The organism is Halorubellus litoreus, from assembly GCF_055378595.1.
In genome coordinates, this window is the sequence record NZ_AP043836.1 from 3,393,402 (window position 1) to 3,416,845 (window position 23,444).

Genomic DNA, 23,444 nt, shown 5'->3' on the forward strand with positions numbered 1-23,444 from the left:
ATTTCTCTGTCCAAGGCAATTCCGCATTTTGAGCGTCAATAGCAGGCATTCGGAGCAGTTCTTGACTCGGTGTATTTTGTCACCGTAGAAACAGCCGTGACATGCGACATGGCAAGCATGAATTTCGGCGATGCGTTCCAGACGCTCGCCGACGACGAAACTTGGATGGACGCCGCCGAGGTGGCGGCTGGCTACGCCGGCCCGATGGTTGGCGCGAACGTACTGGAGGGCTCGATGCCGTTCGACGTCCCGAACGAGGCGTACGGCCTCGTCGGGGTCGCCGCCGGCGAGTACGGCGGCCGCCGCATGGTCTCGGTCGGCTCCGGGCTCTACACCATCGACGCGCTCGCCCAGCGCGCCGGTCTCAAGCGCAAGGTCACGCAGGTGGGTGGTAACTGATGGGTGAATCCCTCTACGCCGCGCAGGGCACCACCGGCGACTACGTGACGACGCTGTCGAACACGACCGGCCAGTTCGACCCGGTGCTCGAGATCCAGCCCGACGACGGTGTCGGGCTCGTCCTGAAGAACGCGGTCGACGTCGGCCAGAAGCCGACGGGCTTCCCGATCTACGCCGACCTCAAGGACCAGAACGGCGACGACCTTCCCGTCGACACGCGGGTCGCCATCGCCTACGAGCGTCCGACCAGCGACAACTGGCAGGTCGTCAGCATCCCGTTCTCGAACATCCGGTCGTACCACAAGAAGGACGTCAGCCAACAGCAGGACCGCGAGAACGTCGACGCCGTCAAGCACGAACTCAAGGACGACACCCTGGAGATCCGTGACATCGACAAGGCGTACCTCCTGCTCGACTCCTCGGTCGCCATCGACCACTCCAAGAGCGAGATCTACGTCGACAGCGACGCCGTCGACGAGGTGGACATCGACTGATGTCCGTCCAGAAAATCAAGCAGCGCCTCCAGAACGTCTCGTACCAGCCGGGAACCATCAAGCGCGGCGACTGGGCGTTCTCGACGAACACGACCGGCGAGGAATCGGTCGTCGCCACCTACGAGGCGCCGCGGCCGCTGCGCATCCGCGAGGACCGCGAGTTCGACCTCGCAGTACCCGCTCACGAGACCTTCAGCGTCGACGGCACCGCGGACAACACGGAGACGTTCAACCTCTCGCACAACCTGCTGGACACGCCGGCGACGGTGTCGCTCGTGCTCTACGACGACGGAACCCCCGTCCAGCCCGACAGCATCGACTACGCCGGCGACACGTTCGACTACACCAGCGCGAACACCGGCACCACGCTCGATGTCTACTACATCCCGCGGGACCCCGCGAGCGTCGAGTTCAAGAAGGTCGCGCCGGGCGGTGGGGCGACCATCGAACAGCCGCTGTTCGAGATGCCCACCGTGATGGCGCACACTCGCGACCAGTCCAAGGACCCCCTGAGCTTCGACCTCGGGCGGAGCCAGCTCCACGACACGGTGCCGCGGAAGTGGCAGATCCAGATGGTCGTCAAGGCGCCGTACCCGGTCGCGTTCGAGGAGTCGACGCGCGGGACGACCGCGACGAACGCGCTGGTGTCGATCCCGAAGGCACAGACCGAGGAGCGCATCCGCGGCCTCAAGGACGCCGTCAAGGCCGACATCGCGGGGCTGAGCTAACACCATGCAGGGCGGCCTCAACTCCAACACGCGGGGGTCCGCCTACGCCACCGCGACGAGCGTCGACCCCGCGACCGGCCGCGACACCGGCCAGCCCGTCGCCCAGCGCGAAGCCGTCCGACTCGGCAGCGTCTCCCTGACGATGGAGGAACTGCTCGCGATCGCCGTCATCGCCAACGCACTCGGCACCATGGTCGCCCTCTACCTGGAGGTGAGCGACTGATGGCCGTCATCGCGGGCGGCGGTTACAGCGGCGGTGGCACGCGCCTCCGCGACAAGACCGACGACGTTGAGGACGCCGCCGACGACGAACCCGAGACGCAGACGTCGGACACGCCGCTGTACGAGTCCATCGGGTCGGGGAACCTGAACCTCGGTATCGACAGCGACACCGGGCGCGCCATGGAGACTATCGGCGACGCCTCCGGCGGCACCCCCGGCAACAACACCAGTGACGTCGGCACCGAGGACGACGTCAACCTCGGTTCGTTCGGCCCGGAAACGTCGACCAGCACGGTCGAGCAGGCCGAACAGGCCGCCGAAGACGCCACCCAAGGACGTGCCTTCGGCGACCCCGACGAGATAGAGGACGTCGGGAGTGGCGAGGCGGTCAGCGACGTCTCCGGCGACGAGTTCGGGAACGAACCCTCAGGCGCGACCACGCCGAACGACGCGTCGACGGGCGCGCTCCCGGTCGACCAGCTCCTCATCGCGGCGGTCGTGCTCGTTAGCGCGCTCGTGTGGGGGGTGAGCTGAGATGCCCGACCTCATCGGCGGGCTCACGAGTGCGGCGGGCGACGCCTACGACGCGGCGGCGGGCGCGGCCGACCAGGCCGCTGGGAACGTCGACGAGGCGTTCGCGCGGTCCTTCGACGACGAGGGGGGCGGTGGGCTCGTCGACGGCGCCGCTGGCACGCTCGACCACCTGGCGGGGTCAACCGACGAAGCGTTCGCGCGCACCTTCGACGACGAACCCGGTGGCGGCATCCTCGAGGGTGCGGGCGAAGTCGCCGGGCAAGCGGGGTCGGCCGTCACGGATGGCGTCGCCTGGGCCGCAGGCGGCTACACGGGCGCGGTCACCGAAGTCGGCCAGAGTGCGCTCGGCGACTGGTTCCAGTGGTGGATGCTGTTCGTCGCGCTCGCTGGCGTCGCGTGGCTGTTCCACGACCCCATGGCGGACGGGCTCGGCCTGTACGCGACCGGCGGTGCGTCCGCTGCAGCCGGCGCCGCCGGGGGTGGTGGGTCGTGACGCCGTTGCTGGACTGGGCTGTCGGAGCGAGCGCTATCGTCACGGCTGGCGCAGCGACCCAGGCCGCGCGCTACCTCGGGTCGGTCAAGCAGAAGGTGGACCGGAACGAGGAGCGGTCTGAGAAGAACAAGACGCGCTCGCAGCGCAACCGCCAGTACATCACGGGCGAGGACACGTACCGCGAGGGGCTGATACCGCGCGTCGAACGCCTGGACGACCGGCGAGGTGAGACGTGATGCCGGGGCCAAACTCCCGCGTCGAGCAGCTCCTCGGCGAGTACGGTGTCGGTGCGAACTCGTGGATTGAAGACATCTTCAAGAGCGACACTGACCGGCTCCTGCTCGCGATACTGCTGGAGCAACGCGAGCAAGACCTCATCGAGGCGCTGGACGACGCCAGTAGCGAGTACACCGACGAGGACAGTGGGACGCAGTACTACGTCCAGAAGTTCACTGTCACCCAGAGCGGCCCGCCGGAGAATTTGAGCGACGACCAAGGGCGCCTGGACTTCGGGTTCGAGGCGTCGACGGTCGATCTCCGGTTCAGTGACTCCATCGAGGTGGCGTTCAAGCCGGAGGCGACCTCGAACCGGGTCATCGAGTACCGCAAGCAGGACAAGCACGCCGAGGACATCCCCGTGGAGACCCAGACGATGGGCGTCGTGCGGGCGGATTCGGCGACGAGTGACCCGACGGTGTGGGTGGAGGCCTGGCCGTGACGGGGTTCGGCCAGCGTATCGACACCTACACGCCGCCGAAGCCGGCAAACACCAAGATCCGGCGCTTCGGCATGGGTCGGTTCATCGGCCAGCCCTCACCGTTCCGCCTCCCGGATAGTGCCCCCGCAGCCGAGAAGTGGCGCGCGACCTCGTGGGTCCCCTCGGGTATCTACCGGCAACCCCTGGCCACCGAGGAGGCTATCATCGCCCAAGCCCAGAACTTCGGGGGTACGGGCACGCTCGCACGCATCTCGAAGGCCAACGGAACCGTCGAAGCCACCGCCGACCAGAACGACGAAGCGGGGTTCTTCCTCACCGAGGACACCGACCTCTGCGTGGTGTGTGCGAACTCCTACGTGAGAGCCTACAACACCGACGACCTCACACTCGAATGGGAACAGACCGGGTTGAACCTCAGCGCAGCGAACCCGCAGACGCTCGCCCACGGCGCGCTCTACGTCGGGGACGGAGCCGACCAGCGCGTGCTGTCGTTCGACGTGGAGACCGGCCGCATTCGGTTCGACAAGTCTGTTGGGTTCGACGTCGACGTGTTCGCCACCCACGACACCGAGGGGTACTACTACGCGTCTGACCAGAACAACGGCGTCATCTCGAAGCTCGACGCCACGACCGGCAACGTGGTAGCATCCTACAGTCTGAACAACGCGAACCGCTGGGAGGGAATCGCCTACCCCGGGCATGGCGACCTGCTGTTCGCGATCCGGGACAACGACGGGTCGACGCAGGAGCTGTACGCCATCGATAAGCGCGACATGACGGAGGCGTGGACGGCTCAGCCGTTCGGTCAGGGACTGTACAGCATCGCGTTCTGGGCGGGCTCGCTGTACGTGACCGGCGGGGGCGCCGGGATGGCGGCGTACCGCCAGGACGACGGCACACAACTGTGGGCGGACACGAGCAGGTACTTCTACTACCCCCGAACCGTCGACGGCGGGAAGCTCCTGGTCGGAACCGGCTCGTACAGCCTGGAGGCGTTGGAGGCGACGGACGGGTCGAACATCTGGACCCACGAGAACCCGCTCCAAGACGGGTACTACGGCATCATCCCGGACAACGGAGAGGTGTTCACGGCGACGTCGTCGGGAGTGTTCGCACACGAATGGTAGAGGCGACACTCCTGCTGGCGTTCGTGATGGGGCTGCTCGTGCCGTTCCAGTTCGCGATGGAACGCCTACGAGGGTTGGGGCGGCATTTCGTGGCGAAACTCCCGTACAAGCCACCTGTGAAATCTGTCGCCTCGGACGCCGAGGAGACCGACGAGAAATAGGAACTGAGTGGGCGCTACTCTTTTCGGTCAGTTCCCGTATGCAGTGAGCAGCCTGTTCCCCTGGCGGCAGGTGAAAGAATGAATGTTCCTTGCCCCATCTCGATGACAATCAAGAATTGGTAGATACAGACACGCTAGTTATCAATAGAGTCATTATTTCTCGGGCTTCTCAGAATCACCGTCTGAGATGCACACTGTAATTTTGGGGACACTTCACGTCAAGCGTCCAGCTGAATGTTCTCTTGTGGAACTGGAACAGAAATCACGACCGCCCCTGTCCCGTGATATCGTATGTAATCGCATGAAGAATCATCTCTTCTCCTGCTCCTCTCACGTAGTCTGCTGGCAGATACTCAGCAATGTTACTTCCGCTTGGGGATTCGAACTGTTTGATTCGTTGAATACAGGAACTCCAATCCACTTCGCGGGCAAACTCGGAGTAGATGGTGTCCGATAGCCTCAGAATTCCTTCCAAGTCATTATTTTCCATATAGGAGGGTGCGCTCTGAGCTGCCCTCCACACCCGTTTGGGATTATCGAGTGCGTCCCCCCCCGTGTTCCTCTTTAACGGATTGCCGGGTTTCAGATACAATCTGCGAATAAATCTGTAAATATTCCTCGTGAACCTCGTCACCATACGTTCCGACCATATGTCTTAATCACAAGATGGGGTAATATAGCTCACTCAAGCGATCGGCCCCATTACGTTGAATTATAATTGTCTTGTTTATTAATTACCCTCCTCGTATTTCTGGTTGAATGCTTCGGGATCCTCTTGGAATTGCTTAACGAGATTATCCTGCTCCTCAATCGACTGGCCCTTTTCAGGCTTAACGACCTCAATCTCGGCACCTTCGAGGAACTCTCCATCACCGGTTAGTACTTGGCTTCCGGCAGTTCCACCACCTGTTTCACCAAAGGCTAGATATATGCCGTCCTCTCCACTTACTATTTCAGATAAGCCAGTTCGATATATTTGCTCGCCGTCTTTTGTTTTGAATCGGGCCTCCATATTCAACTCATTTGAATACTTATTTCTCAGTATATAAGAGTGAGGATGATATAGACCGCTCACAGACGTATCATCGGTTGATCCCCTCCCCATCGGTCTCCCAGCCGACGATCTTCCAGGCGGAGTCGCCGTAGACGTTGGATTGGAGCGTGATGTAGCCGCGGCGGTCGAGCGGTTTGAGAACGAGCGCGTCCACCTCTTGCTTGCTGAGGTTCTGTGGACCGTTCGAGCAGGCTTTTCGAGCGGAGTCCCGACGCACGACGCCGTTCCTGTTCGCGGCCTTGCAGAGGCGCTTGTAGCCGCGTGCGAGGCGTTCGTTCCGCGGTGGCTCCAGTGGGGTGACGTACTCGGGGGTGCTGCCGACGGCGTTGCGCATGAGGCCACGGATGGCTTCGCTACGAGAGTCGAAGCGGTCGCCGCGGTCGACCCAGTCGTCGAACTCGTCGACGAGATTCTGCGGGACCGACGAGGCGGAGACGGTGGCGCCGGGGCCGGAGTCGGTGGGGCGCGCCATCAGGCATCCACCTCGTTAATAGCGAATCGGGGGGTGCTAATAGCAGGAAGGCGGCGGGGATTGCATCCGTTAATAGAACCCCCTGGGGTGGGTGAGTCCGGGCTTCGTGTGCGGGCGCGCACTTTCCGCCTGCGCGTGACCGACCGCCCTCGTGGGTGGTGGGGTGGCGTCATCGACGCTCACCTCCGTCGGTGCGGGCGACGCCACGGGACGCGCTGGTCGGGGTGGGTGCGTCGTGGTCGTCGACGCGGAGCCACCACGGTGGCGAGGTGTGGACGCGGCGGGTGTCGAGGTCGGTGACGGCGAGGTCGTCGCGGACCCACTCCCACCAGAGGCGAGCGACGTGGGCGCACCAGTGGCGGTGTGGTGAGTGCGAGAACCCGGCGCACGAGCAATCTGCGATGAGGTCGCCGTCGTAGATGGTGAAGGTGACTTCGTGCTCGTCGCCGTGGCCGTCGTGGTCGATGTACCCCATGAGTACGCGGAAGGCGGCCGGGCCGGTGGGCGCGCAGATGGCGGCTGCGCGCTGCGCACGCTCCCAGGCGGTGGACATGGTCCAGTCGTCGGGGAAGGTTATCGTCGGCGGTGCGAGGCGCCTGTCGAGCGCGTTGCGTGCCTGCTTGACGCCGTCGCGGCCGACGTGGCGGTCGACCGTCACGCCGAGTCACCTCCGGCGCCGTGTGGTCCCCTGGGGCACTCGCGGCGCGTGAGGCCGCCGCGTGTCGTGATGGTGACCATCCGTGTCCCACAGTGCGGGCAGTGCCGTCTCACGGCTGGCACACCCCGTCATCCAGTGCCGGACACTTGACAGTATCCAGGGTTATCCAGCCACCACAGAAATCGCAAATCAGTGGCTCAGCGTTGCTCTGTTTCTTTAAGGACGTTATGGGGCCGGAGGGATTTGAACCCCCGATCGACTGATATCTCCGGTGTGTGCGCCTCGGAACTCCAGAGGGTCGTCGTCGCGACGCGATGATCAGTCGGTCGCTCGGTATATCAGCTGGAGTTTCGTCCCGGGCGCGTGGCCTCTGGAGTCAGTCGCCATGCCTGGCTTGGCCACAGCCCCGCTGCGCTTTCGGGTTGGATGGAGTGCTGTAAAGGGGTTTCGATTCGCGCTAGTTGCGGTCGGCGTCGCGCCAGTCGCACTCCTGGCATTTGTAGCCGGTGACGAGTTCGGTGACGCTCGGCATGTACGTGACCTTGATGACGTTCTCGCCGCAGTCGGGGCAGTCGCGGTCGGCGTCCTCGATGGCTTCGGTTTCCATGACGCTGCCGTCCTCGATGATTTCGGCGAGTTTCTTGGCGGTTACCATGCGGCCCTGGACGACGCGGTTGGCTGGCATACTCGTGTCTGGTGGGTCGCTGGTAGGTAAGGGTTCTCGTCTCCGCGACCGCGTTGCGGTCGATGCGGGACGGCGGTCGGTGTGGGGCGATGGTGGTCGGGTCAGAGCCAGGGTTCGCGGTCGACCTGGAACGCGTCGTCGCCGTCGTCGGTGTTGGTCGAGTCGCTGCCGTCGTCACCGGTGTGGTCGGTTGCGTCGTCCGTGGGGTCGGTGTCGTCGAACGTGGCGACGGGTTCGGTGTCGTCGCCGCCGTCGGTCGCGGGGACGGTGCCGGGGTGGGTGGGGTTCGCGTCGTCGGCCGCGGTTGCGTCGTCGGCGTCGTCGGCGTCGTCGGCGGTGACGTGCGTGGTTGCGTCTGGTTCGAACGCGAACAGCGCGGTGACGGCGACGACGAGCAGCGGTGCGCTCCCGACGGGGAGCTTGAGTATCGAGAGCGCGAGCAGGCCGAGGGCGACGGCGCTCCCGAACCGGAAGCGGTCGATGGCCATCCGCGCACGGAGGTGCGGTGCGAGGAGTGCGGTCGCGAGCGCGAACGCGGTGCCGACGAGTGCGCTACCGGCGGCGAGTGCGACGAGTTCGGGGTTCGCGGTCGGCTCGATGGTCGGGTTGGAGAGGTCGATGCTCGCGATGAGGCCGGCGCCGACGATGACGGCGGGCCGCGGGAGGTACTCGCCGATGCGGGCGCTCGCGGTCTTCGCGGCGATGGCGATGATGACGAGTGCGGCGAAGCGCTCGAAGAGGTGGAGCGTGAGGACGCTCGCGAGCGTCGGTGCGATGGCTGCTTCGACGGCGGCGCCGACGGTGATGAGGGCGCCGACGGCGAGGATGGTGCGGACGCGCTCCATGCGCGTGCCGCTCATCTCGGCGAGGACGACCGCGACGGTTGCGCTGCCGCCGAAGACGAGCAAGCCGACCTGGACGATGCCGATGGGGAGTGCGCCGACGACCGGGAGCGGGCTCGTGCTCTCTTCGAGTGCGCCTGCGAGGACGAGCGCGGGGAAGATGCCGTCGAGGAGCGGGAGGGCCATGACGGTGGCGAGCAGTTTCGCGTCGCCGCCGACGAGGCCTTCGAGCTTGAGGGCGATGGGGTGCCGGCTCGTGCTCATCGATGTTCGTACGGGGCGTCACCCGTGCCCGAGTGGGAGTGATGCGAGCGAGTGCCTGCGTCGACGGTGGTGGGTGCTCGCGGGAATCCGAACGGGAGGGCTTTGGCTACGAGTTCCATCGGGAGTGTAAAGCGGGCGGTCGAGTCGGTCGACGTCTGCCCGGCGATACACGTTGCGGTGGAGTTCGTAGCCAGCATACGCGCTAACAAAATGGGTTTCGAGGGTTAAGCGTTGTGTGAGATGTGCCCGCAAACTCCAACGGGGCGTTCTCCTCGTACAAGTACCCTGGTTCAGAATCAGCGATTCAGACTGTATTCTGCCGAAGGATAGTAACTGGAACGTAGTCGTCGGTTCGTTCCGGGTGCGAGAACCACCGTCTTCGAGTCGTTCCGCGCTCTCGCGCAGACACGAATCCCGCGGTCCGCGGCCCGTGAGACCGTCTTGCACGCCGCTGACTGTCTCGCAAACCTTTAGTTGCGCCCGTTCGGACGGTTTACATGGCGAACGACGTTCCCCCCGACGGTACATTCTCGGAGAAACTGCGCGTTCCAGAGGCGTTGACGTTCGACGACGTCCTCCTTCGACCGAAGGAGAGTCGCGTCGAACCGGACGAGGCTGACCTCACCTCGCGAGTGTCGAAGAACGTGGAGCTTCCGACGCCGGTGCTCTCGGCGGCGATGGACACCGTGACGGAAGCGGACCTCGCGATCGCGATGGCGCGACACGGCGGGCTCGGGGTCATTCACCGGAACCTCGACGTCGACGAGATGGCGCGACACGTCGAGAAGGTCAAGCGCGCGGACGAGCTCATCATTCGGGACGTCGTGACGGCTCGCCCCGAGCAGACGGTCCGGGAGGTCGACGAGCTGATGGCGCGCGAGGGCGTCAACGGCGCGCCGGTCGTGAACGAGGACGACGAGGTCCTCGGCATCATCTCCGGCACGGACATCCGGCCGTACCTGGAGGTCGGCGAGCAGGACGACGTCGCGGAGGCGATGACGGAGGAGGTCGTCACGGCACGCGAGGACACGAGTGCGCGCGAAGCGCTCGAGTTGATGTACGAGCACAAGATCGAGCGCGTGCCCATCGTCGACGACGACGAGCGGCTCGTCGGGCTCCTGACGATGCAGGGCATCCTCCAGCGTCGCGAGTACGACAACGCGGCGCGCGACGAGGAGGGTCGCTTGCGCGTCGGTGCGGCGGTCGGGCCGTTCGAGACCGACCGTGCGCTCGCCATCGACGAGGCGGGCGTCGACGTGGTATTCATCGACTGCGCGCACGCGCACAACCTGAACGTCGTCGACGGGGCGCGCGAGATCAAGGAGTCCGTGGACGCGGACGTCGTCGTCGGGAACATCGGGACGCGCGAGGCCGCCGAGGACCTCGTGGACTTCGCGGACGGCCTGAAGGTCGGTATCGGGCCGGGTTCGATCTGTACGACGCGCGTCGTCTCGGGGGCGGGAATGCCCCAGATCTCGGCGGTTGCGCAGGTCGCTGACGTCGCGAGCGAGCACGGGGTGCCCGTCATCGCGGACGGCGGCATCCGGTACTCGGGCGACGCCATCAAGGCGCTCGCGGCAGGTGCGGACGCGGTGATGCTCGGGTCGTACTTCGCGGGGACGGCGGAGGCGCCCGGGCGCGTCGTGAAGATGAACGGGAAGAAGTACAAGCAGTACCGCGGGATGGGGAGTGTCGGTGCGATGCAGTCGGGCGACGACGAGAACCGGTACCTGAAGGAGGAGCCCGAGCAAGAGGAGGATTACGTGCCGGAGGGCGTGGAGGCGGCGACGCCGTACAAGGGCCCGCTCCGGGACGAACTTCATCAGCTCGCCGGTGGGATGCAGTCCGGGATGGGGTACGTGGGTGCGGAGACCGTGCCGGAGTTCAAGGAGCGCTCGGAGTTCGTTCGCGTCTCCTCGGCGGGGCAGGCGGAGAGTCACGCGCACGACGTCGTCATCACGGACGAGGCACCGAACTACAGTCCCGACAGTAGCTGAGGCGTCGACTCCGGGGTCGCGTCCTTCGCTCTTCGTTCCGCGTCAGGTTGTCGTCGCTCGTTCGTCTTCGTTCGTTCTCGACGCTCTAGGTTCGTTCTTGCTGCGCCACGTTCGTTCATTCCCGCGGGTTCGACGTCGGGTCCAGGTCCAAACCCGGACGAATCGTGTGCGGTGGTAACAGTTAACATATCTGGGCGCGTAGTTCGACGCGGACCATGAGCGTACTCGACTCCATCCGCGACGCGCTCGGCGGCGGGACCGACGACCCCGAGAACGACGTCCGCTACCAGTGCGAGTTCTGCGACAGCGAGTTCCAGACCGCGTACAGCTTCTGCCCCGACTGCGGGAGCGAACGAATCGCTGAGATAGCGTAACCACCACTCGGACACCCGCTCGTACTCCAGCCCGTCACGGAGGGTCGCATCCAGCTAGTGCGCGGACATCTCCGAGAGCACCGTCACGCAGTACACGCCGCCGACGATGAGGACGAGGCCGACGATACCGGGGACGTCGAGCGCTTCGTCGAACACGACGACGCCGATGGCGGCGACGCCGACGATCCCGAGTGCCGCCCACGTCCCGTACACGACGCCGACCGGGAGGTCCTCGAGCGTGAGCGAGACCAGGTAGAACGCGAGGCCGTACCCGACGACGACACCGACGCTCGGGACGGGATTCGAGAAGCCGTCGGAGAGCTTGAGTGCGGTCGTTCCGACGAGTTCGGACACGATTGCGGCCGCCAGTAGCACGTACGGATTCATGCGTTCGGGTCCCACCACCACAGATGTGAACGTTCTGTAATGAGCCGCCACTTGCGGGTCGTTTCACCCCACCACCCCGGAGCGTGACTCGCAGCACGCACCCGGTCGTCGAACGACGCACGCGAACCTACAAAGTACACGCAGACGTGGGGCGAACCAATGACCGATCTCGGCGAACTGGGTCTCTCGAGCTACGAAGAGGAGGTCTACCGGACGCTCCTGGTGACCGGCGCAGTCACAGCAACGGACCTCGCCAACGCCAGCGGCGTCCCCAGAGGACGCATCTACGACGTCCTGAACGGACTCGAATCCCGACAACTCGTTCGAACGCAGTCGACCGACCCGACGCGATACGCCGCAGTCCAACCCGAGACCGCGGTCGACAGACTACTCGCCGAACGCGCACTCGAGTTACGCGACGAATGGACGCGATACCGCGAGGTCGCTGCCGACCTCCGCTCGAACCTCCTCCCGACAGCGCCAGCCGACGGCAGCATCTGGCTCGGGTCACTCGGCAGCGAAACGATGCAGACCGCACTCGAAGAACACGTCCAGACCGCCACGACGTCCATCCACGCCATCGTCGGCCCACCCTACGAATCCGCTCCCTGGAAGCCGCTCGAACGAGAGGTCGACGCCTTCCTCGACGGCACGAACCCCGACGTCTCCGTCTCCCTCCTCGTCACCGAACCCGTCCTCGAAACCCTCCCCGACACCCTCTTCGACAAGATCGACGCGCACCCAGCAACAGTCCACGTCAGAGCCCTCCCCGACGTCCCGATATCGTTCGACGTCATCGACCACCACGTCACCACGGTCGACATCCCACACCCACAACACCCCGCAGACCGCCTCGGCATCCTCGCAGTCACCGACAGCGACGTCGTCGACGAGTTCGAACGACAATTCCAAGCACTCTGGAACGACGCACTCCCAATCACAGAATGACGTTCATCCACCCACCAGAACACACGAACCCGACACAGCCCACTCGCTAGACTCGTCGTATTGCGTCGCGGAAGAAGCGGGCCGGAAGGGAATTGAACCCTAATGATAAGTTCGAATCGCGGCACAGCGCCGCGATTCGCTCCTTATCATAAGCATTCGCTCACGTCGCACGGCGACGTTCGCGAATACCCTGACCGCTTTCGCGGGTCGCTCCCTGCCGGGCATCCAGTAGGTGCCGGGCGGGGTGCGCTTCCACGCCGAAAAGACTCAGTTCCGGGCCTGCGGCGCTTCGCGCCGTTCCGGGCTCCTGACCTAGAAGAGTCGATCTCCCCGCGTTTCGAGCTACAACCCCGTGCAAATCCGTCCGCACACTCGAACGCGTGGCGAGCATCGGACACCCAGACCCTCGAAGAGACCTCACATCGGGGCCTCGCAAAGGAACCGGGAATGCCTGTCGTCCTGCGACAGGACAAGACCATGACCGACGACCTAGAGCCCATCGGGCCACGAGAAGCCCTCGAACTGTACGCCAAAGACCGCGACATAGCTACGTCGACCGAGCGCGCCCACCGTCGGCGCATCGGCCGGCTCGCCGCGTGGTGCGAGAGTCAAGGTATAGACAACCTCAACAACATCAACGGCCGGAAGCTGCACCGGTTCAAGATCGACGCGTTCGAATCGAAGGACAACGGCGGGAACTACTCCCGGGAGACCATCCGGAGCGTGATGGACACCATCCGCGTCTTCATCCGCTGGTGCGAGTCCATCGACGCCGTTCCACAGGGCACCAGTGAGAAGGTGCAATCACCCTCGCCGGAGAACACGCGTACCGAAACGCTCGATGCGGAACGCGCAGGACAAATCCTCCGCTACCTGCACGAATACGAGTACGCGAGCCATCGTCACTGCCTCCTCGAAGTCTTCTGGCACACTGGCCTTCGGCTCGGCGGCGTTCACGGTCTCGACGTCGACACGGTTCATCTTGAGGAGAACTACGTCGAACCGCTCCACCGGCCAGAAGAAGACACCCCACTCAAGAACGGCGAGGCCGGTGAACGGCTGGTCAACATCTCCGAAAGCACGTCCCAGGTCATCGCCGACTACATCGAGAACAATCGCCACGACGTCCAGGACGACTACGGTCGCGAACCGCTGTTCAGTAGTCGATACGGTCGTCGTGCCAAAACCAACCTCCGTGAGATAGTGTACGCCGTCACCTGCCCCTGCACGTACACGAACGAGTGCCCCCACGGCCGAACCATCAGCGAGTGTGAGGCCACGGAGCGGAAGGATCAGGCATCGAAGTGTCCGTCCTCTCTCTACCCGCACGCGTTCCGCCGTGGCAGCATCACGCATCACCTGCGAGAGGATATGCCGAAACATCTCGTCTCGGATCGGATGGACGTGAACTCCGAGACGCTCGACAAGCACTACGACACGCGTTCGGACAAGGAGCGGATGAACCAACGGCGAGACTACCTCCCCTCCAACAACGACCTGAACAATCGGCGTAAATAATCAAGTCAGGGAGTAGCCTCTCTACGGCCCCTGCTGTTCTTTCTCCGACTCCTCTCACGCGTGGGTTGGAGACTTACTGAGTACAGAGGGTGTCATAGAACAGTTCGCATACCCGGTCAGTCGTCACAGGGTGAATTGTTAGATACAGTCGAAGGATGTGAGCCGACGGATTATGGTAGCCTCCTATCTTGTCAGAAACTACGTGCGGGTACAGAGGTTGAATCTTTCATAACTATATTTACTCAAGCGACCAGAGCAACAACGTCTCACCCCTTCTTGAACGAGGTGCCGGAGGGATGGTCTGCTCAATTTTTAACTTCGGCAGTGGCCAGCAGCTCCTACTGTGGGTCGCCAACCGAGACATCCAATGCAAAGAATATTTTTGAGCATTAATTGTTGTCTCCGAAGATGAGCAGCACGCAATACTCAAATAGAAGAAACCGGATCTACAAGGATTGTTTCAATGAATATCGAGCACAGTATATTAATTATCAAAAATATTATCTCGCAGCCAACGTCCTTAGTAATGCCCATTCCGCATTGAATATCTATGGTACTGTAGCCGGCGCAGGGCTGTTGGTACTGATTGCTTGGATATTTCGTGCATCCGATCCAGGGGTATGGACTCCCATTAGTCTGATAGCCGCCGCATCAATCTCTGTAGCCTCGTTTATCAGTTTTTCAGTAGATTGGGAAGACCGTTCGAATACCTACTATCGTGAAGGCCAAAAACATCAAGAGCTATATAAGAACTTTAATTATCTTCTTAAAATCCGGATGCCAGACCCGAACGAAAACGATTCTGATTTGGAAACCCGGTATAAAGAGCTGGTAAAAAATAAGAACGATCTGAATATGGAAACGTCTCAAATTGCACAATTTTGGTATAAATTGCTGGGTCTCAGGGAAGATCTGGACTGGGAACGTCCTCCATTACATAAATTACAATAGTAACTGAAGAGGATCATTTAACAAATACTCGCCGATGCAGAGGAAGTGTATATATCCGTCGGCTTTTATCTTTTCATGATTTCATACAATCAACGGAATATAGATTGTAAGATATATGCTGCGTGTCTTCCACGGCGTCGCGAACATCATCTGAAACTGGTATAAACTCTAGTGGTCAATTCGCAGCTTTGACTGAACAGTCCATTCACTCTCAGAAGGACTGGAAACAACTACCTTGTGAACTATTCTATGACGCCCTCGAGTACAATCAGGCAGAATAAACTAACATCCGTAACATCACAGCCAAGGTTCTGCATCGCTCGGTGCGGACGTAGATTGCCGTCAGCAAAGCGAGCCGCAATCAGTGGCTTCCGTACCGTCGAGCGTACGGCCGGAACACGGTGAAGAATTGCTCACCATTCTCGATCAACCAGTTTTGATATTCGCTCCAGCGAGCCCTGTTGCTTCCAATATCGACGTCCTTTCGTCTGACTATAATCTTGGTGCTCTGGTCTGGAGGACGCCATTCGAGCCGCCCATCGAACTCGGCATCGATTTCGGACTTGAAGTCCCGGAGAAAGTCGAACATCTCCTCCCTCTTCTCCCGATCTCGCGGAATGAGATACACCAGCATCTGCCCGTCCAACCGGACGTTGAAGCCAACACCCAATGACGACGCCATCGTAGGCTGCTTCCTCCAATTATCGTTCTCTGCATCCGCTCGCTCCATTGCCCTCAGTGGCGTGTCCTCCCTCTCTCGAATCCGCTCGTTCAGTTCCCTCCAAAACTGCTGACGTGCTTCGTTCATACGAGGATTCCAATCTTCGTTTGATAGTTCGACTGGACTACTTACTCCCCTACACGTTGGAGGAAACGATATCCTCCGAAGTAAATGTTAGCACACCGAATACGACAGATCTGTGGATGCCAAGGCTCCGAATATTCGACATTCTCAGATCGGCAGACAATCACATGTGGGCAGACGGAACGTCACTACCCGGTTACTGAATCGAGGTAGAATCCCCAAGGTCTTGGTCTAAGATGGGCGTAAGCTGTTCGTAGAAATCGACCATTCGGTCGACCGCCCACGTTTTCAGTTCCTCGTCTTCAAGAGCATCATCAAGTTGTCCAACTCCTTGTGTGATGTAGAACCGGGCGTATCCGCTACTGCCATAATCCTCGGAATGGATCTCTTCAGGAATGTCAAGCGAGCCCTCCTCCACCGTCGATAGCACTTTTTCCAGCAGTTCTTTGTTCCTCTCGCCATCATCGTATCGGAAGTTCATGACGACGCGCAACTCCTTCTCGCCGGGAGATCCCTTGAACTCCCAGACGAGCTCGACATCTTTGTCTCCGGTTGGAAGTGTGAGATAGTTCCTACTGCTGGCGCTCTTCCCTGTAACGTGGGGCAGCTTTTGATTGAACCGTTCGAGTAACTCGCCGTGGAACCGACGGTACTTCTTCTGCTTGGGTGACTCCTCTCGTTCCTTGATCTCCTGTGTCTCCTCAATCCCGATGATTGTCGGGACGAACATCTCGGCATCGTCCTTCTCGTAGTAGTCGAACTCGACACAGTTGATCTTCAGATCGTGGGCCTCTCGCAACCAGCGCGTCATCCGCCGGACATCGTCGGTGATTGTATAGGCGACCAGCATGAGTTGAGGCGACTCCAGTGCGTCTTCAAATTCCTTCTCGAAGTTGCCGATGTCGAATTCCGAATCCTCCTCGTGGTCGAACGCTTCGTAGAGTTCATCCAGTGACTCGTAGTTGGTCAGTTCGAAGAACTGCTCTTGAGTCAGGCGGGACAGAGAAGACGCGTAATCGAAGAGTTGGGTGACGGCTGAACGTGGCGACCGGTCTCGCTTGAACTCGATAGTGGTGAGCGTCCCTTGTTCGTCGCATACGAGCAAGTCCAACTCCTTTCCAGTAGGAAGTTGCATCTTGCTCCCAAGAACGGAATTCTCGCGGGAGGTGAGCGTCCCCATCACCAGCCTTGGGTCACTTTGTATCACTTCGTGAAGGTCGTCCTCCAGGTGTTCCTCGCTATATTCCACCTCCTCAAGATACTCGATTTCGCCCTCTTCGCGGCGGAAGCCGATCAATGACATTGTTCATAGATGTAGGTGACCGCTCAAAGGCTCTTTCCCACTAACCGGGCAATCTGGAATCGGAAATGTCGAGCCGCGTGTTGGGCAGATACACTCTCTCTCTTCGCGCTTTCATCGAAACCGACGGGTCTGAGTAGAGAGCTGTTGTCGAACCTACCGACCGAATCGGAGGTTTCGAATGAGGCCTCGACCCTACGAAATGAGCAGCTTGTGAGTTTGCAGTTCCCGTATCATCTCTACACTCTGCTTAGATGACGAGCCAATGAATAGCGGGCTGGGGCGGGGCGGTTGTGATTGAATGCCCCGGGGATGGGCACCCAGCCCATTGCGAATTCCAGTGTCCCTCCCAGACTGAGCGGAATCCGCAGTTATTCCAAACTATCTTCTGATTAATAATACCTTGGGATACATTCATACAGAGTTGATTTTAGATTGAGTATCTGATGCAGTAGTGCCGGGCATCTATCTATATGATTCCCTCAAAACATCCACTCAGAAACCGAAGTCGAACTCTTCGTTCCCTTCGGCCGAGATGACTTCAGCGCGGAACTGCTGCCAGAGCGATTCGGTCGCCCAGTCCTCCGACCACTCCACCTCCCACTCGCCGGTCGGCGAGACGTGGACGAGAGCGGCCCCGTCAAGTTCTGGGAACGCGTTTTGGTAAGCTATGGCCTGCATCCGGTGAGGCGTCCGCAGCGTTCCCGTCTTGATGTCGACCGCGCGGAGCTTGGAGCGCATCTCTGCCACGAGATCGATCTGCCCGCCGTAGCCGACGGGCGGCCACGCGTCCCCCTCGAGCAATCGGATGAACTTCAATTCGCCCCGCCACACGTCTTCGTAACCGATGTCCAGTTCCGGTCGAATGGTCGTGCGCCACAGGTGTCCTATCTCGTCGGCGTCCTGCTCCGCGACATCGAGGAGCGGATGCTCCGCAGGATACCGGTCGTACTCCCAGCCCTCGGCGGCGAGACCCACGTCGTCGTACGAACGGATGGTCTCGAATAGCGTTGCCGCTGAATGGTGACGAACGCTATCGTCAGATGGATGGATCAGCTCTTCGCGGGCCTCGACAGTGTCGTCGGGTGTGCTCACGTCCATCTGGCCGGTGATGCGGTAGTGTCCGAGTATCCCCAGCTGGCGCTTGTACCAGTACTTGATCCACCAGCGTTGAGTGTTCTTTTTCCACTTGCGCAACGGCCATGGGCTCTCGAACAGGGGTGACTCTTCAGGAAAACTGCTGAAGTCGATGTTTCCCGTGACCGTGGTCACACTGGCATGACGCCGTCCTTCCTCGTCCTCGTACCAACGGTCTCCATCGTCCGTCGTTCCTCGTCGTACCGTACGCCGCCGAAACCGTGATTGGAGCCAGTTCCGCTCTGGTAGGTTGTTCGGGTTCGTCATTGGTGTAGTGCGAGTGCGGCTGCTCGTTGGTGCTCAGATGAACGCGTCCGCCGAAATCTCTGCGTCCTCGGCGTCGACAGCATCAGCATCCCCGCTGAGGAGGGCGGTGACGATGTACGTCACGTCGACAGCGTCGCGGACGTAGTCCAGCAGACGGTCGATGCGGTCGGTATCGAACGCCTCGAGCGAGTCCAGTAGTAGGAACGGTACCTCATCGGCCACATCGTGTGCGATATAGCCAGCCAGCGCGACGACGAGCCCCACCAGCGACCGTTCTGACTCGGAGAGCGTGCCAAGGTCATCCTCGTCGACGACGGTGCCATCCTGCTGGCGTCTCTTCACGACCAGCCGGAACTCGGAGAGACCAGCCGGATGCTCGGTCGGCTCTCGCTCCAGGTGGATTCCTGCGAGTCCGGCGTAGTCGAGTCGGTCGACGAGTTCCGTCATGTGGGTCGTCGCTGCGTCCTGCACGCGTGTCTCTAACTGCGTGATGTGCTCGCGCTGCTCCTCGATCGACGATTCGATGTCTGCGAGTTCCTCGCGCAGGTCGGCCTCTACGCCGATCGTCGACTCGTGCTCTGCGATCTGGCTGTCGATTCGTTCGAGGTTCGCTTCGACGTCCACACGAGCGCCCTGGAGCTCCGCAATCTCATCGTACAGGGCCTCCAACTCGTCACTGCGACGCTGCTGGAGTTCCTCAACCCGTTCCTGCAGCTCGTCGATCTCCGAACGCGTCTCGTCGCGGGCGTCTTCGAGTTCCGCGATGCGCTGCTTCGTGTCCGTGATGCGGTGTTCGAGTTGACGAATGTCGCTCTGGAGGTTGTCACGCTCGTCACGCAACTCCTCCAGATGCTGTCTCTGTGATCGGAGTTCGTCCTGTTGCGCAGCAATCTCCCTCGCCGCATCGTAGTACTCGGACGCCGCGGCTGCTATCGTCTCGACTCGCTCTCGAACCGTCTCGCGTTGGACTGGGTTGCTACAGAGTGGACAGGCAGTCGCCTGCGAGTCGGGGCCAAGCAGCCGAGCAATATCTGCGATGGCGTCCTGACCGCTGTCGATTTCTGCCGAGAGAGCAGGCTCTTGTTCGGGGTTCACGACCACGCGGCCGGTCTCCGCAAGATTGTCGAGCAACAGACCCACACGCTGTAACCGTTGCTCCTTCTCTTCAAGAGAGTGGAGGGCCAAATCGTCTGGGGCGGAGATTGACTCGATCTTTTCCTCCACGTTCTCTAACGTGTTACGTCGATCGGACAGCTCCTGTTCTATGTTCTCAACCCGTCGTTCCCTGCGGTCGATCGTGGTCTCGATATCACGGTAATCCTCCTGTGTGGCCTGCAGCGCATCGAGTTGCTTCTCGGCCTGCTCTGCCGTCTCGTGGTCGACATCGAGAGTGGTGAGCTGGTCACGCTTCTCCTCTAACTCGACCTCGAGCCTCTCAAGTTCGGTCTGACTCACCTGCCGCTGCTCATCCAGCTCTGGAAGCTCTGCCTTCGCAGCCTCGATGGAGTCGAGTTCAGACTCAATCTCCTCTTTGCGCTGCTGGTACTGTTCGATCTCCTGCTGGATGTCCTCCACATCGACTGGCGCCATCAGGAGGTCGGCCAATCGCGCATCGACTGCACTCGGGTCAGCAGTCTCGACGAGCCTGCGAATCTCGTTCGACTCCAGCAGGGAGACATACAAGTCGACCAACGTGGAATCTGGGCTATAGGGATGACCGCCGCGCAGGACATCTCCCTTACTAGCTTCGAGTGTCCGTTGGTATGTTTCGCCAGCAAGGGTCAGTTCCACGCGCCCCCGACTGTTGTCCGTTCCACGCCTGATCGATCCCATTGTCCCGCCCAACACCTCGTTTAGTGCCTTTAGGAGGGACGAACGATTGGAGGCGTTCGCGCCCGCAAGCGTCGTGATGCCAGCGGGGAACTCTACTTCGGCGTGCTCGATACCTCCGATATCGTTCACGGTGAGAGTCGGCCGTTCTCCGACCGATGATGAATCAGTGGTTGTCCGGGTTTCCTCTGACATACATCCGCGGCAGCAGCAGCCCGCGGGCATAAACGCATGGGTAGACGTCACGAGAGGCAGATGAAACTCCTAGCCGATGCACCTCCTGGTGAGAATGAGGCTCGTAAATTACGAGTTGCCTGACTATTCAGCCCTAATCCAACGTTATTCCGCTGGCACTCACTCGGGGTTTCCTATCTGGCCGGGTAGGACATTCCACAGAATTTCTATTTGATCATCATAATCTTCGGCGATTGATATATGGTAAAGTGCAAGAGTCACACCGGTGCTAAGAGCGTACATCAGGGTGAGCTGACGACTGATGAAAGAAAGAACGCCGTCAACGGATTTGGTTATTTCTTCATCTTCCAATTCAATATCTATATTTTTCTCATTAATCTCTAGTGCATCGTCGAAATTGAGTTTGTAATTTGCATGAGCGAAGCCGTTCCGGATATCAGATGCAATCGGACTTTCATCGAGATCAGTGTAATCAAGTGATTCTTGAAAACTCTGTTTTAGCCCATTCCGCTCGGCGAACGACTCATGCTGGTCAATGAGAATCAGAGCACTTGTTAGATACTTTAACCCATCCTGTAATTCTGCATTGTCCGGTATATCATGTAACGATTCGGATATCTGAATACAGGTGTTCAAAACGTTACCGAAGTAACGACGGTCACCATCATCGTATAGCCTTTTTTCCCAATCACCGTCTGACCCACGAAACTCATCAAAGAGGTCATTCAATGCAGTTACATGATATCTCATTGGGCCTTCTAACTCTTGGACATATATTGGTGCGAAAATGTGAATTCCTGCCCTTTTTGTAGTATATGGCTTCCTTCGACCTTCTGAAACCCAATCAGTCCAGTCATTGAAGAACGCATGGTATACTCGTGACCGCTCATATAACGTGGCGATATAATCAACCAACTCTTTAGATTTGAACGACTTTGCACCGTCACTATCCAGGTTCTTACCTAAATAGAGCGGTACTAGAGCAGCAGAAAGGTGGAGTTCTTTCTCCCACTCATTATCATATTCGGCATCGAATATCGGTTGTAACGCCGCCTTGTCGGTTAAAGGCTCTACAAATTCGTAATCCTCTGGTACTACCATACTTCCCAATTACAATGAGTTGAGGTAACTTTTGTCCATGCTAAGTAACCGGTATCAGTGATGCCCAGGAGACGTACAGCGGCTACCATCAATATCGCTTACGCTCCTTCAGATAGAACTAGCCCGTGTGACATCAAACAGACTACTTTTCCCGGTATCTCACGGTTTCAGAGATTCACAATGACTACCTCCAATGAAGACCCCCCATCCGCATAATCAGAATGGGTCGCCAATGGTTCCATCCTCTCGAGGGTCGCACTCTGAAGAATATCATTAGTACAATATGAACCACTGCTCGTTTGCTGGTGTAACTACTGTTTTCGTGTCTCGTATCTGGTGACGGCCTGCCGTGCGTCGTCTGGGTTAATTGTAATACAGGTATGCTCCCACACCAATTGGCCATCCTCCAGTACGACCACGTTCAAAAGCTCAACGACCACCAGCGAGTCCTCTACGATATCATCGCGGAACAATCACAGGTCAGCCCCGGAGAGCTGTATGAAGAATACTGGAAGAGAGTGGAGGAACCAAAGACGCGTCGAATGATGAGAAACCACCATCAGAAGATGGCGAGGTACAATCTCGTTCGTCCCGAGGGCGAGGGAAGGGGACGGGAGCACCATCACGTTTTCTGATTGGCATGTCGACGCATGCAACTGGCTTTTGGGTATCGGGATAGTTTCTGGTAATAAGTGAACCGGAGACACTTCCTCGGCTCGATAGCTGCGGCCTCAGCTGTTACGTTACCAGGGAGAGCGAGGGGAACTCAATCGGCGTTTGTTGACGAGTTCGGATACGCAGTCGTCGACTTCTTCGACGATGACTGGGACGAGTCCGGTCTGAAGAACGCCGTGAGTGAAACAGTGGACTCGGTGTGCTACGCGTACGGGAAGCTCGACGATCCAGAGGAGGTAGAGTCGACACAGGAGTCGGGATTCCTAAGCAGTTTCCAGCAGGTCGGCTTGGAAGAGCTTCAGGAGAATCCCGATGCGTACGATTGGTTGCTTGAGTACCTCGACGACATCGGGGAGTTCCTTGGCTGGCTAGACGTCTTTCCAGACAGAATCGCCGAAGAGGTGAGCGACCTTGCCGACAAAGCTAGTAGGTTCACCAAGTATGTCCCACTCGTTTCGAGCGTGAAGGGCGTCCTTGATTCGGGGTGTGGAATTCACGAGCAACTGGAAGCCGGTAAGAGCCCCTCCGCAGACCGGTATGTCGAGTTCTTCAAATATGTCGCGCTCACCATCGTCGAGGTCATTCTCCTCATACTCTCGTTTGGCGCGTCGTATCGGGTCGCGTACAGCGTAACGGGCAAAATCAACCAACTCTTGATACATCGCGTCGGTCGGTCGATCGGTTGGCGGGCCTACTCGTGGGTGTTGAGCCAGATTCACTGGGGAGTTCGCGTTGCATTTGGTGAAGGGATGGCCCAGAGCATCAATCAAACAGTCGGAACGGTTTCCGAAGAGGTCGTCTCAGCATCGCGGGGAACCGACAATCCGGTCTCTGAGAAGAGAGCATCGGAACTGGCTCGGAAGGACGTGAAACAGATGGCGGAACGCACAGACGATTGGGGCATAAAGTATGAACTCTGGGAAACCCAACAGTGGATCGAACAACAGAGGCGGTCGGCGATGAAGGAGGCCGATAGGTTGAGACGGCAAGCGGAGGCCTTCTTCGGGAACCTTCCGTTGTGAGCAACAGGCGGGGTTAGAGTATAGGTTCCGTTTCCGGAAGTCACACTCCTAGTCGGACATACCCTCAGTGGGTTACAGCGTACGAT

The 23,444-nt window shown here is 59.9% G+C and carries 28 protein-coding genes and 1 tRNA gene; 17 read left to right on the forward strand and 12 right to left on the reverse strand.

The features are described 5' to 3' along the window. Window positions 1–108 precede the first annotated feature (108 nt). From ACZ48X_RS21300 to ACZ48X_RS21345, 10 genes are read left to right on the forward strand one after another with little or no spacing between them, the layout of a single operon-like run. Window positions 109–399 carry a hypothetical protein gene (locus ACZ48X_RS21300; protein WP_336350487.1) on the forward strand — a complete coding sequence of 97 codons (291 nt, stop codon included), beginning with the start codon at window positions 109–111 and terminating at the stop codon, window positions 397–399. Then, the gene (locus tag ACZ48X_RS21305; RefSeq protein WP_336350486.1) at window positions 399–893 is read left to right on the forward strand and encodes a hypothetical protein; all 495 of its coding nucleotides are present in this window, start codon (window positions 399–401) and stop codon (window positions 891–893) included. The genes ACZ48X_RS21300 and ACZ48X_RS21305 overlap by 1 nt, the downstream gene beginning before the upstream one ends. Beyond that, entirely contained in the window at window positions 893–1,621 is a 729-nt protein-coding gene (locus ACZ48X_RS21310) for a hypothetical protein (RefSeq protein WP_336350485.1), read from the forward strand. Before ACZ48X_RS21305 ends, ACZ48X_RS21310 begins: the two co-directional genes overlap by 1 nt. Before the next feature lie 4 nt (window positions 1,622–1,625). After that, the gene (locus ACZ48X_RS21315; protein WP_336350484.1) at window positions 1,626–1,844 is read left to right on the forward strand and encodes a hypothetical protein; all 219 of its coding nucleotides are present in this window, start codon (window positions 1,626–1,628) and stop codon (window positions 1,842–1,844) included. Further along, window positions 1,844–2,377, forward strand: a complete 534-nt coding sequence (locus ACZ48X_RS21320) for a hypothetical protein (protein ID WP_336350483.1) — start codon at window positions 1,844–1,846, stop codon at window positions 2,375–2,377. The genes ACZ48X_RS21315 and ACZ48X_RS21320 overlap by 1 nt, the downstream gene beginning before the upstream one ends. A 1-nt stretch (window position 2,378) precedes the next feature. After that, complete coding sequence (locus tag ACZ48X_RS21325) at window positions 2,379–2,870, forward strand: hypothetical protein (protein ID WP_336350482.1); 492 nt, start codon at window positions 2,379–2,381, stop codon at window positions 2,868–2,870. Then, the gene (locus ACZ48X_RS21330; protein WP_336350481.1) at window positions 2,867–3,106 is read left to right on the forward strand and encodes a hypothetical protein; all 240 of its coding nucleotides are present in this window, start codon (window positions 2,867–2,869) and stop codon (window positions 3,104–3,106) included. Before ACZ48X_RS21325 ends, ACZ48X_RS21330 begins: the two co-directional genes overlap by 4 nt. After that, on the forward strand, window positions 3,106–3,588 hold the full coding sequence (locus ACZ48X_RS21335) for a hypothetical protein (RefSeq protein WP_336350480.1): 483 nt from the start codon (window positions 3,106–3,108) through the stop codon (window positions 3,586–3,588). The genes ACZ48X_RS21330 and ACZ48X_RS21335 overlap by 1 nt, the downstream gene beginning before the upstream one ends. Further along, complete coding sequence (locus ACZ48X_RS21340) at window positions 3,585–4,715, forward strand: outer membrane protein assembly factor BamB family protein (protein WP_336350479.1); 1,131 nt, start codon at window positions 3,585–3,587, stop codon at window positions 4,713–4,715. The genes ACZ48X_RS21335 and ACZ48X_RS21340 overlap by 4 nt, the downstream gene beginning before the upstream one ends. Continuing rightward, the gene (locus ACZ48X_RS21345) at window positions 4,709–4,876 is read left to right on the forward strand and encodes a hypothetical protein (RefSeq protein WP_336350478.1); all 168 of its coding nucleotides are present in this window, start codon (window positions 4,709–4,711) and stop codon (window positions 4,874–4,876) included. The genes ACZ48X_RS21340 and ACZ48X_RS21345 overlap by 7 nt, the downstream gene beginning before the upstream one ends. A 730-nt stretch (window positions 4,877–5,606) precedes the next feature. Here ACZ48X_RS21345 and ACZ48X_RS21350 read toward each other — a convergent pair. From ACZ48X_RS21350 to ACZ48X_RS21375, 6 genes are all read right to left on the reverse strand, one after another. Continuing rightward, complete coding sequence (locus tag ACZ48X_RS21350; RefSeq protein WP_336350477.1) at window positions 5,607–5,888, reverse strand: hypothetical protein; 282 nt, start codon at window positions 5,886–5,888, stop codon at window positions 5,607–5,609. A gap of 70 nt (window positions 5,889–5,958) precedes the next feature. After that, window positions 5,959–6,402 carry a CopG family ribbon-helix-helix protein gene (locus ACZ48X_RS21355; protein ID WP_336350476.1) on the reverse strand — a complete coding sequence of 148 codons (444 nt, stop codon included), beginning with the start codon at window positions 6,400–6,402 and terminating at the stop codon, window positions 5,959–5,961. A 169-nt stretch (window positions 6,403–6,571) separates the two neighbouring features. Continuing rightward, window positions 6,572–7,060 carry a hypothetical protein gene (locus ACZ48X_RS21360; RefSeq protein WP_336350475.1) on the reverse strand — a complete coding sequence of 163 codons (489 nt, stop codon included), beginning with the start codon at window positions 7,058–7,060 and terminating at the stop codon, window positions 6,572–6,574. A 228-nt stretch (window positions 7,061–7,288) separates the two neighbouring features. Beyond that, a tRNA-Trp gene (locus ACZ48X_RS21365) sits at window positions 7,289–7,468 on the reverse strand. 49 nt (window positions 7,469–7,517) lie between these two features. After that, the gene (locus ACZ48X_RS21370) at window positions 7,518–7,745 is read right to left on the reverse strand and encodes a DUF5795 family protein (RefSeq protein ID WP_336350474.1); all 228 of its coding nucleotides are present in this window, start codon (window positions 7,743–7,745) and stop codon (window positions 7,518–7,520) included. A gap of 101 nt (window positions 7,746–7,846) precedes the next feature. Beyond that, on the reverse strand, window positions 7,847–8,851 hold the full coding sequence (locus ACZ48X_RS21375; RefSeq protein ID WP_336350473.1) for a DUF5794 domain-containing protein: 1,005 nt from the start codon (window positions 8,849–8,851) through the stop codon (window positions 7,847–7,849). A gap of 497 nt (window positions 8,852–9,348) precedes the next feature. Between ACZ48X_RS21375 and guaB the strand changes: the two genes are divergently transcribed. Both guaB and ACZ48X_RS21385 read left to right on the forward strand, forming a co-directional pair. Beyond that, window positions 9,349–10,848 carry an IMP dehydrogenase gene (gene guaB, locus ACZ48X_RS21380; RefSeq protein WP_336350472.1) on the forward strand — a complete coding sequence of 500 codons (1,500 nt, stop codon included), beginning with the start codon at window positions 9,349–9,351 and terminating at the stop codon, window positions 10,846–10,848. 215 nt (window positions 10,849–11,063) lie between these two features. Then, entirely contained in the window at window positions 11,064–11,222 is a 159-nt protein-coding gene (locus tag ACZ48X_RS21385) for a hypothetical protein (protein ID WP_336350471.1), read from the forward strand. A gap of 54 nt (window positions 11,223–11,276) precedes the next feature. Here ACZ48X_RS21385 and ACZ48X_RS21390 read toward each other — a convergent pair whose 3' ends face one another. Continuing rightward, window positions 11,277–11,609, reverse strand: coding sequence for a DMT family transporter (locus tag ACZ48X_RS21390; RefSeq protein WP_336350470.1), 333 nt, complete (start codon window positions 11,607–11,609; stop codon window positions 11,277–11,279). A 159-nt stretch (window positions 11,610–11,768) separates the two neighbouring features. On the opposite strand from ACZ48X_RS21390, the gene ACZ48X_RS21395 reads away from it, so the two are divergent. The 3 genes from ACZ48X_RS21395 (at window position 11,769) to ACZ48X_RS21405 (ending at window position 15,026) form a co-directional block, all read left to right on the forward strand. Continuing rightward, window positions 11,769–12,557, forward strand: coding sequence for a TrmB family transcriptional regulator (locus ACZ48X_RS21395; protein ID WP_336350469.1), 789 nt, complete (start codon window positions 11,769–11,771; stop codon window positions 12,555–12,557). A 477-nt stretch (window positions 12,558–13,034) separates the two neighbouring features. After that, complete coding sequence (locus tag ACZ48X_RS21400; protein WP_336350468.1) at window positions 13,035–14,075, forward strand: tyrosine-type recombinase/integrase; 1,041 nt, start codon at window positions 13,035–13,037, stop codon at window positions 14,073–14,075. 408 nt (window positions 14,076–14,483) lie between these two features. After that, window positions 14,484–15,026 carry a hypothetical protein gene (locus ACZ48X_RS21405; protein WP_336350467.1) on the forward strand — a complete coding sequence of 181 codons (543 nt, stop codon included), beginning with the start codon at window positions 14,484–14,486 and terminating at the stop codon, window positions 15,024–15,026. Between the two features lie 361 nt (window positions 15,027–15,387). Here ACZ48X_RS21405 and ACZ48X_RS21410 read toward each other — a convergent pair whose 3' ends face one another. The 5 genes from ACZ48X_RS21410 to ACZ48X_RS21430 form a co-directional block, all read right to left on the reverse strand. Next, window positions 15,388–15,834: a DUF4268 domain-containing protein gene (locus ACZ48X_RS21410; RefSeq protein ID WP_336350466.1), complete on the reverse strand. Its 447-nt coding sequence runs from the start codon at window positions 15,832–15,834 to the stop codon at window positions 15,388–15,390. Between the two features lie 193 nt (window positions 15,835–16,027). Continuing rightward, entirely contained in the window at window positions 16,028–17,134 is a 1,107-nt protein-coding gene (locus ACZ48X_RS21415; protein WP_336350465.1) for a DUF4268 domain-containing protein, read from the reverse strand. A 492-nt stretch (window positions 17,135–17,626) separates the two neighbouring features. Further along, complete coding sequence (locus tag ACZ48X_RS21420) at window positions 17,627–18,403, reverse strand: hypothetical protein (RefSeq protein WP_336350464.1); 777 nt, start codon at window positions 18,401–18,403, stop codon at window positions 17,627–17,629. A 165-nt stretch (window positions 18,404–18,568) separates the two neighbouring features. Further along, window positions 18,569–20,560 (reverse strand): archaea-specific SMC-related protein, encoded by a 1,992-nt coding sequence (locus ACZ48X_RS21425; protein WP_336350463.1) that lies wholly within the window; start codon window positions 20,558–20,560, stop codon window positions 18,569–18,571. Between the two features lie 159 nt (window positions 20,561–20,719). After that, window positions 20,720–21,661 carry a hypothetical protein gene (locus ACZ48X_RS21430; RefSeq protein ID WP_336350462.1) on the reverse strand — a complete coding sequence of 314 codons (942 nt, stop codon included), beginning with the start codon at window positions 21,659–21,661 and terminating at the stop codon, window positions 20,720–20,722. Window positions 21,662–22,056: 395 nt separating this feature from the next. Between ACZ48X_RS21430 and ACZ48X_RS21435 the strand changes: the two genes are divergently transcribed. Both ACZ48X_RS21435 and ACZ48X_RS21440 read left to right on the forward strand, forming a co-directional pair. Next, on the forward strand, window positions 22,057–22,296 hold the full coding sequence (locus ACZ48X_RS21435; RefSeq protein ID WP_336350461.1) for a hypothetical protein: 240 nt from the start codon (window positions 22,057–22,059) through the stop codon (window positions 22,294–22,296). A 57-nt stretch (window positions 22,297–22,353) separates the two neighbouring features. Beyond that, the gene (locus ACZ48X_RS21440; RefSeq protein WP_336350460.1) at window positions 22,354–23,358 is read left to right on the forward strand and encodes a hypothetical protein; all 1,005 of its coding nucleotides are present in this window, start codon (window positions 22,354–22,356) and stop codon (window positions 23,356–23,358) included. Window positions 23,359–23,444: the final 86 nt, after the last annotated feature.

What these genes read in the sequence shown, in the direction of transcription:
- ACZ48X_RS21405 (WP_336350467.1), top strand. Translation starts at nt 14,484, where the DNA reads ATGAGCAGCACGCAATACTCAAATAGAAGAAACCGGATCTACAAGGAT.
- ACZ48X_RS21415 (WP_336350465.1), bottom strand. Translation starts at nt 17,134, where the DNA reads ATGTCATTGATCGGCTTCCGCCGCGAAGAGGGCGAAATCGAGTATCTT.
- ACZ48X_RS21430 (WP_336350462.1), bottom strand. Translation starts at nt 21,661, where the DNA reads ATGGTAGTACCAGAGGATTACGAATTTGTAGAGCCTTTAACCGACAAG.
- ACZ48X_RS21395 (WP_336350469.1), top strand. Translation starts at nt 11,769, where the DNA reads ATGACCGATCTCGGCGAACTGGGTCTCTCGAGCTACGAAGAGGAGGTC.
- ACZ48X_RS21315 (WP_336350484.1), top strand. Translation starts at nt 1,626, where the DNA reads ATGCAGGGCGGCCTCAACTCCAACACGCGGGGGTCCGCCTACGCCACC.
- ACZ48X_RS21375 (WP_336350473.1), bottom strand. Translation starts at nt 8,851, where the DNA reads ATGAGCACGAGCCGGCACCCCATCGCCCTCAAGCTCGAAGGCCTCGTC.
- ACZ48X_RS21400 (WP_336350468.1), top strand. Translation starts at nt 13,035, where the DNA reads ATGACCGACGACCTAGAGCCCATCGGGCCACGAGAAGCCCTCGAACTG.
- ACZ48X_RS21355 (WP_336350476.1), bottom strand. Translation starts at nt 6,402, where the DNA reads ATGGCGCGCCCCACCGACTCCGGCCCCGGCGCCACCGTCTCCGCCTCG.
- ACZ48X_RS21345 (WP_336350478.1), top strand. Translation starts at nt 4,709, where the DNA reads ATGGTAGAGGCGACACTCCTGCTGGCGTTCGTGATGGGGCTGCTCGTG.
- ACZ48X_RS21425 (WP_336350463.1), bottom strand. Translation starts at nt 20,560, where the DNA reads ATGTCAGAGGAAACCCGGACAACCACTGATTCATCATCGGTCGGAGAA.
- ACZ48X_RS21335 (WP_336350480.1), top strand. Translation starts at nt 3,106, where the DNA reads ATGCCGGGGCCAAACTCCCGCGTCGAGCAGCTCCTCGGCGAGTACGGT.
- ACZ48X_RS21370 (WP_336350474.1), bottom strand. Translation starts at nt 7,745, where the DNA reads ATGCCAGCCAACCGCGTCGTCCAGGGCCGCATGGTAACCGCCAAGAAA.
- ACZ48X_RS21410 (WP_336350466.1), bottom strand. Translation starts at nt 15,834, where the DNA reads ATGAACGAAGCACGTCAGCAGTTTTGGAGGGAACTGAACGAGCGGATT.
- ACZ48X_RS21390 (WP_336350470.1), bottom strand. Translation starts at nt 11,609, where the DNA reads ATGAATCCGTACGTGCTACTGGCGGCCGCAATCGTGTCCGAACTCGTC.
- ACZ48X_RS21305 (WP_336350486.1), top strand. Translation starts at nt 399, where the DNA reads ATGGGTGAATCCCTCTACGCCGCGCAGGGCACCACCGGCGACTACGTG.
- ACZ48X_RS21350 (WP_336350477.1), bottom strand. Translation starts at nt 5,888, where the DNA reads ATGGAGGCCCGATTCAAAACAAAAGACGGCGAGCAAATATATCGAACT.
- ACZ48X_RS21320 (WP_336350483.1), top strand. Translation starts at nt 1,844, where the DNA reads ATGGCCGTCATCGCGGGCGGCGGTTACAGCGGCGGTGGCACGCGCCTC.
- guaB (WP_336350472.1), top strand. Translation starts at nt 9,349, where the DNA reads ATGGCGAACGACGTTCCCCCCGACGGTACATTCTCGGAGAAACTGCGC.
- ACZ48X_RS21300 (WP_336350487.1), top strand. Translation starts at nt 109, where the DNA reads ATGGCAAGCATGAATTTCGGCGATGCGTTCCAGACGCTCGCCGACGAC.
- ACZ48X_RS21310 (WP_336350485.1), top strand. Translation starts at nt 893, where the DNA reads ATGTCCGTCCAGAAAATCAAGCAGCGCCTCCAGAACGTCTCGTACCAG.
- ACZ48X_RS21385 (WP_336350471.1), top strand. Translation starts at nt 11,064, where the DNA reads ATGAGCGTACTCGACTCCATCCGCGACGCGCTCGGCGGCGGGACCGAC.
- ACZ48X_RS21325 (WP_336350482.1), top strand. Translation starts at nt 2,379, where the DNA reads ATGCCCGACCTCATCGGCGGGCTCACGAGTGCGGCGGGCGACGCCTAC.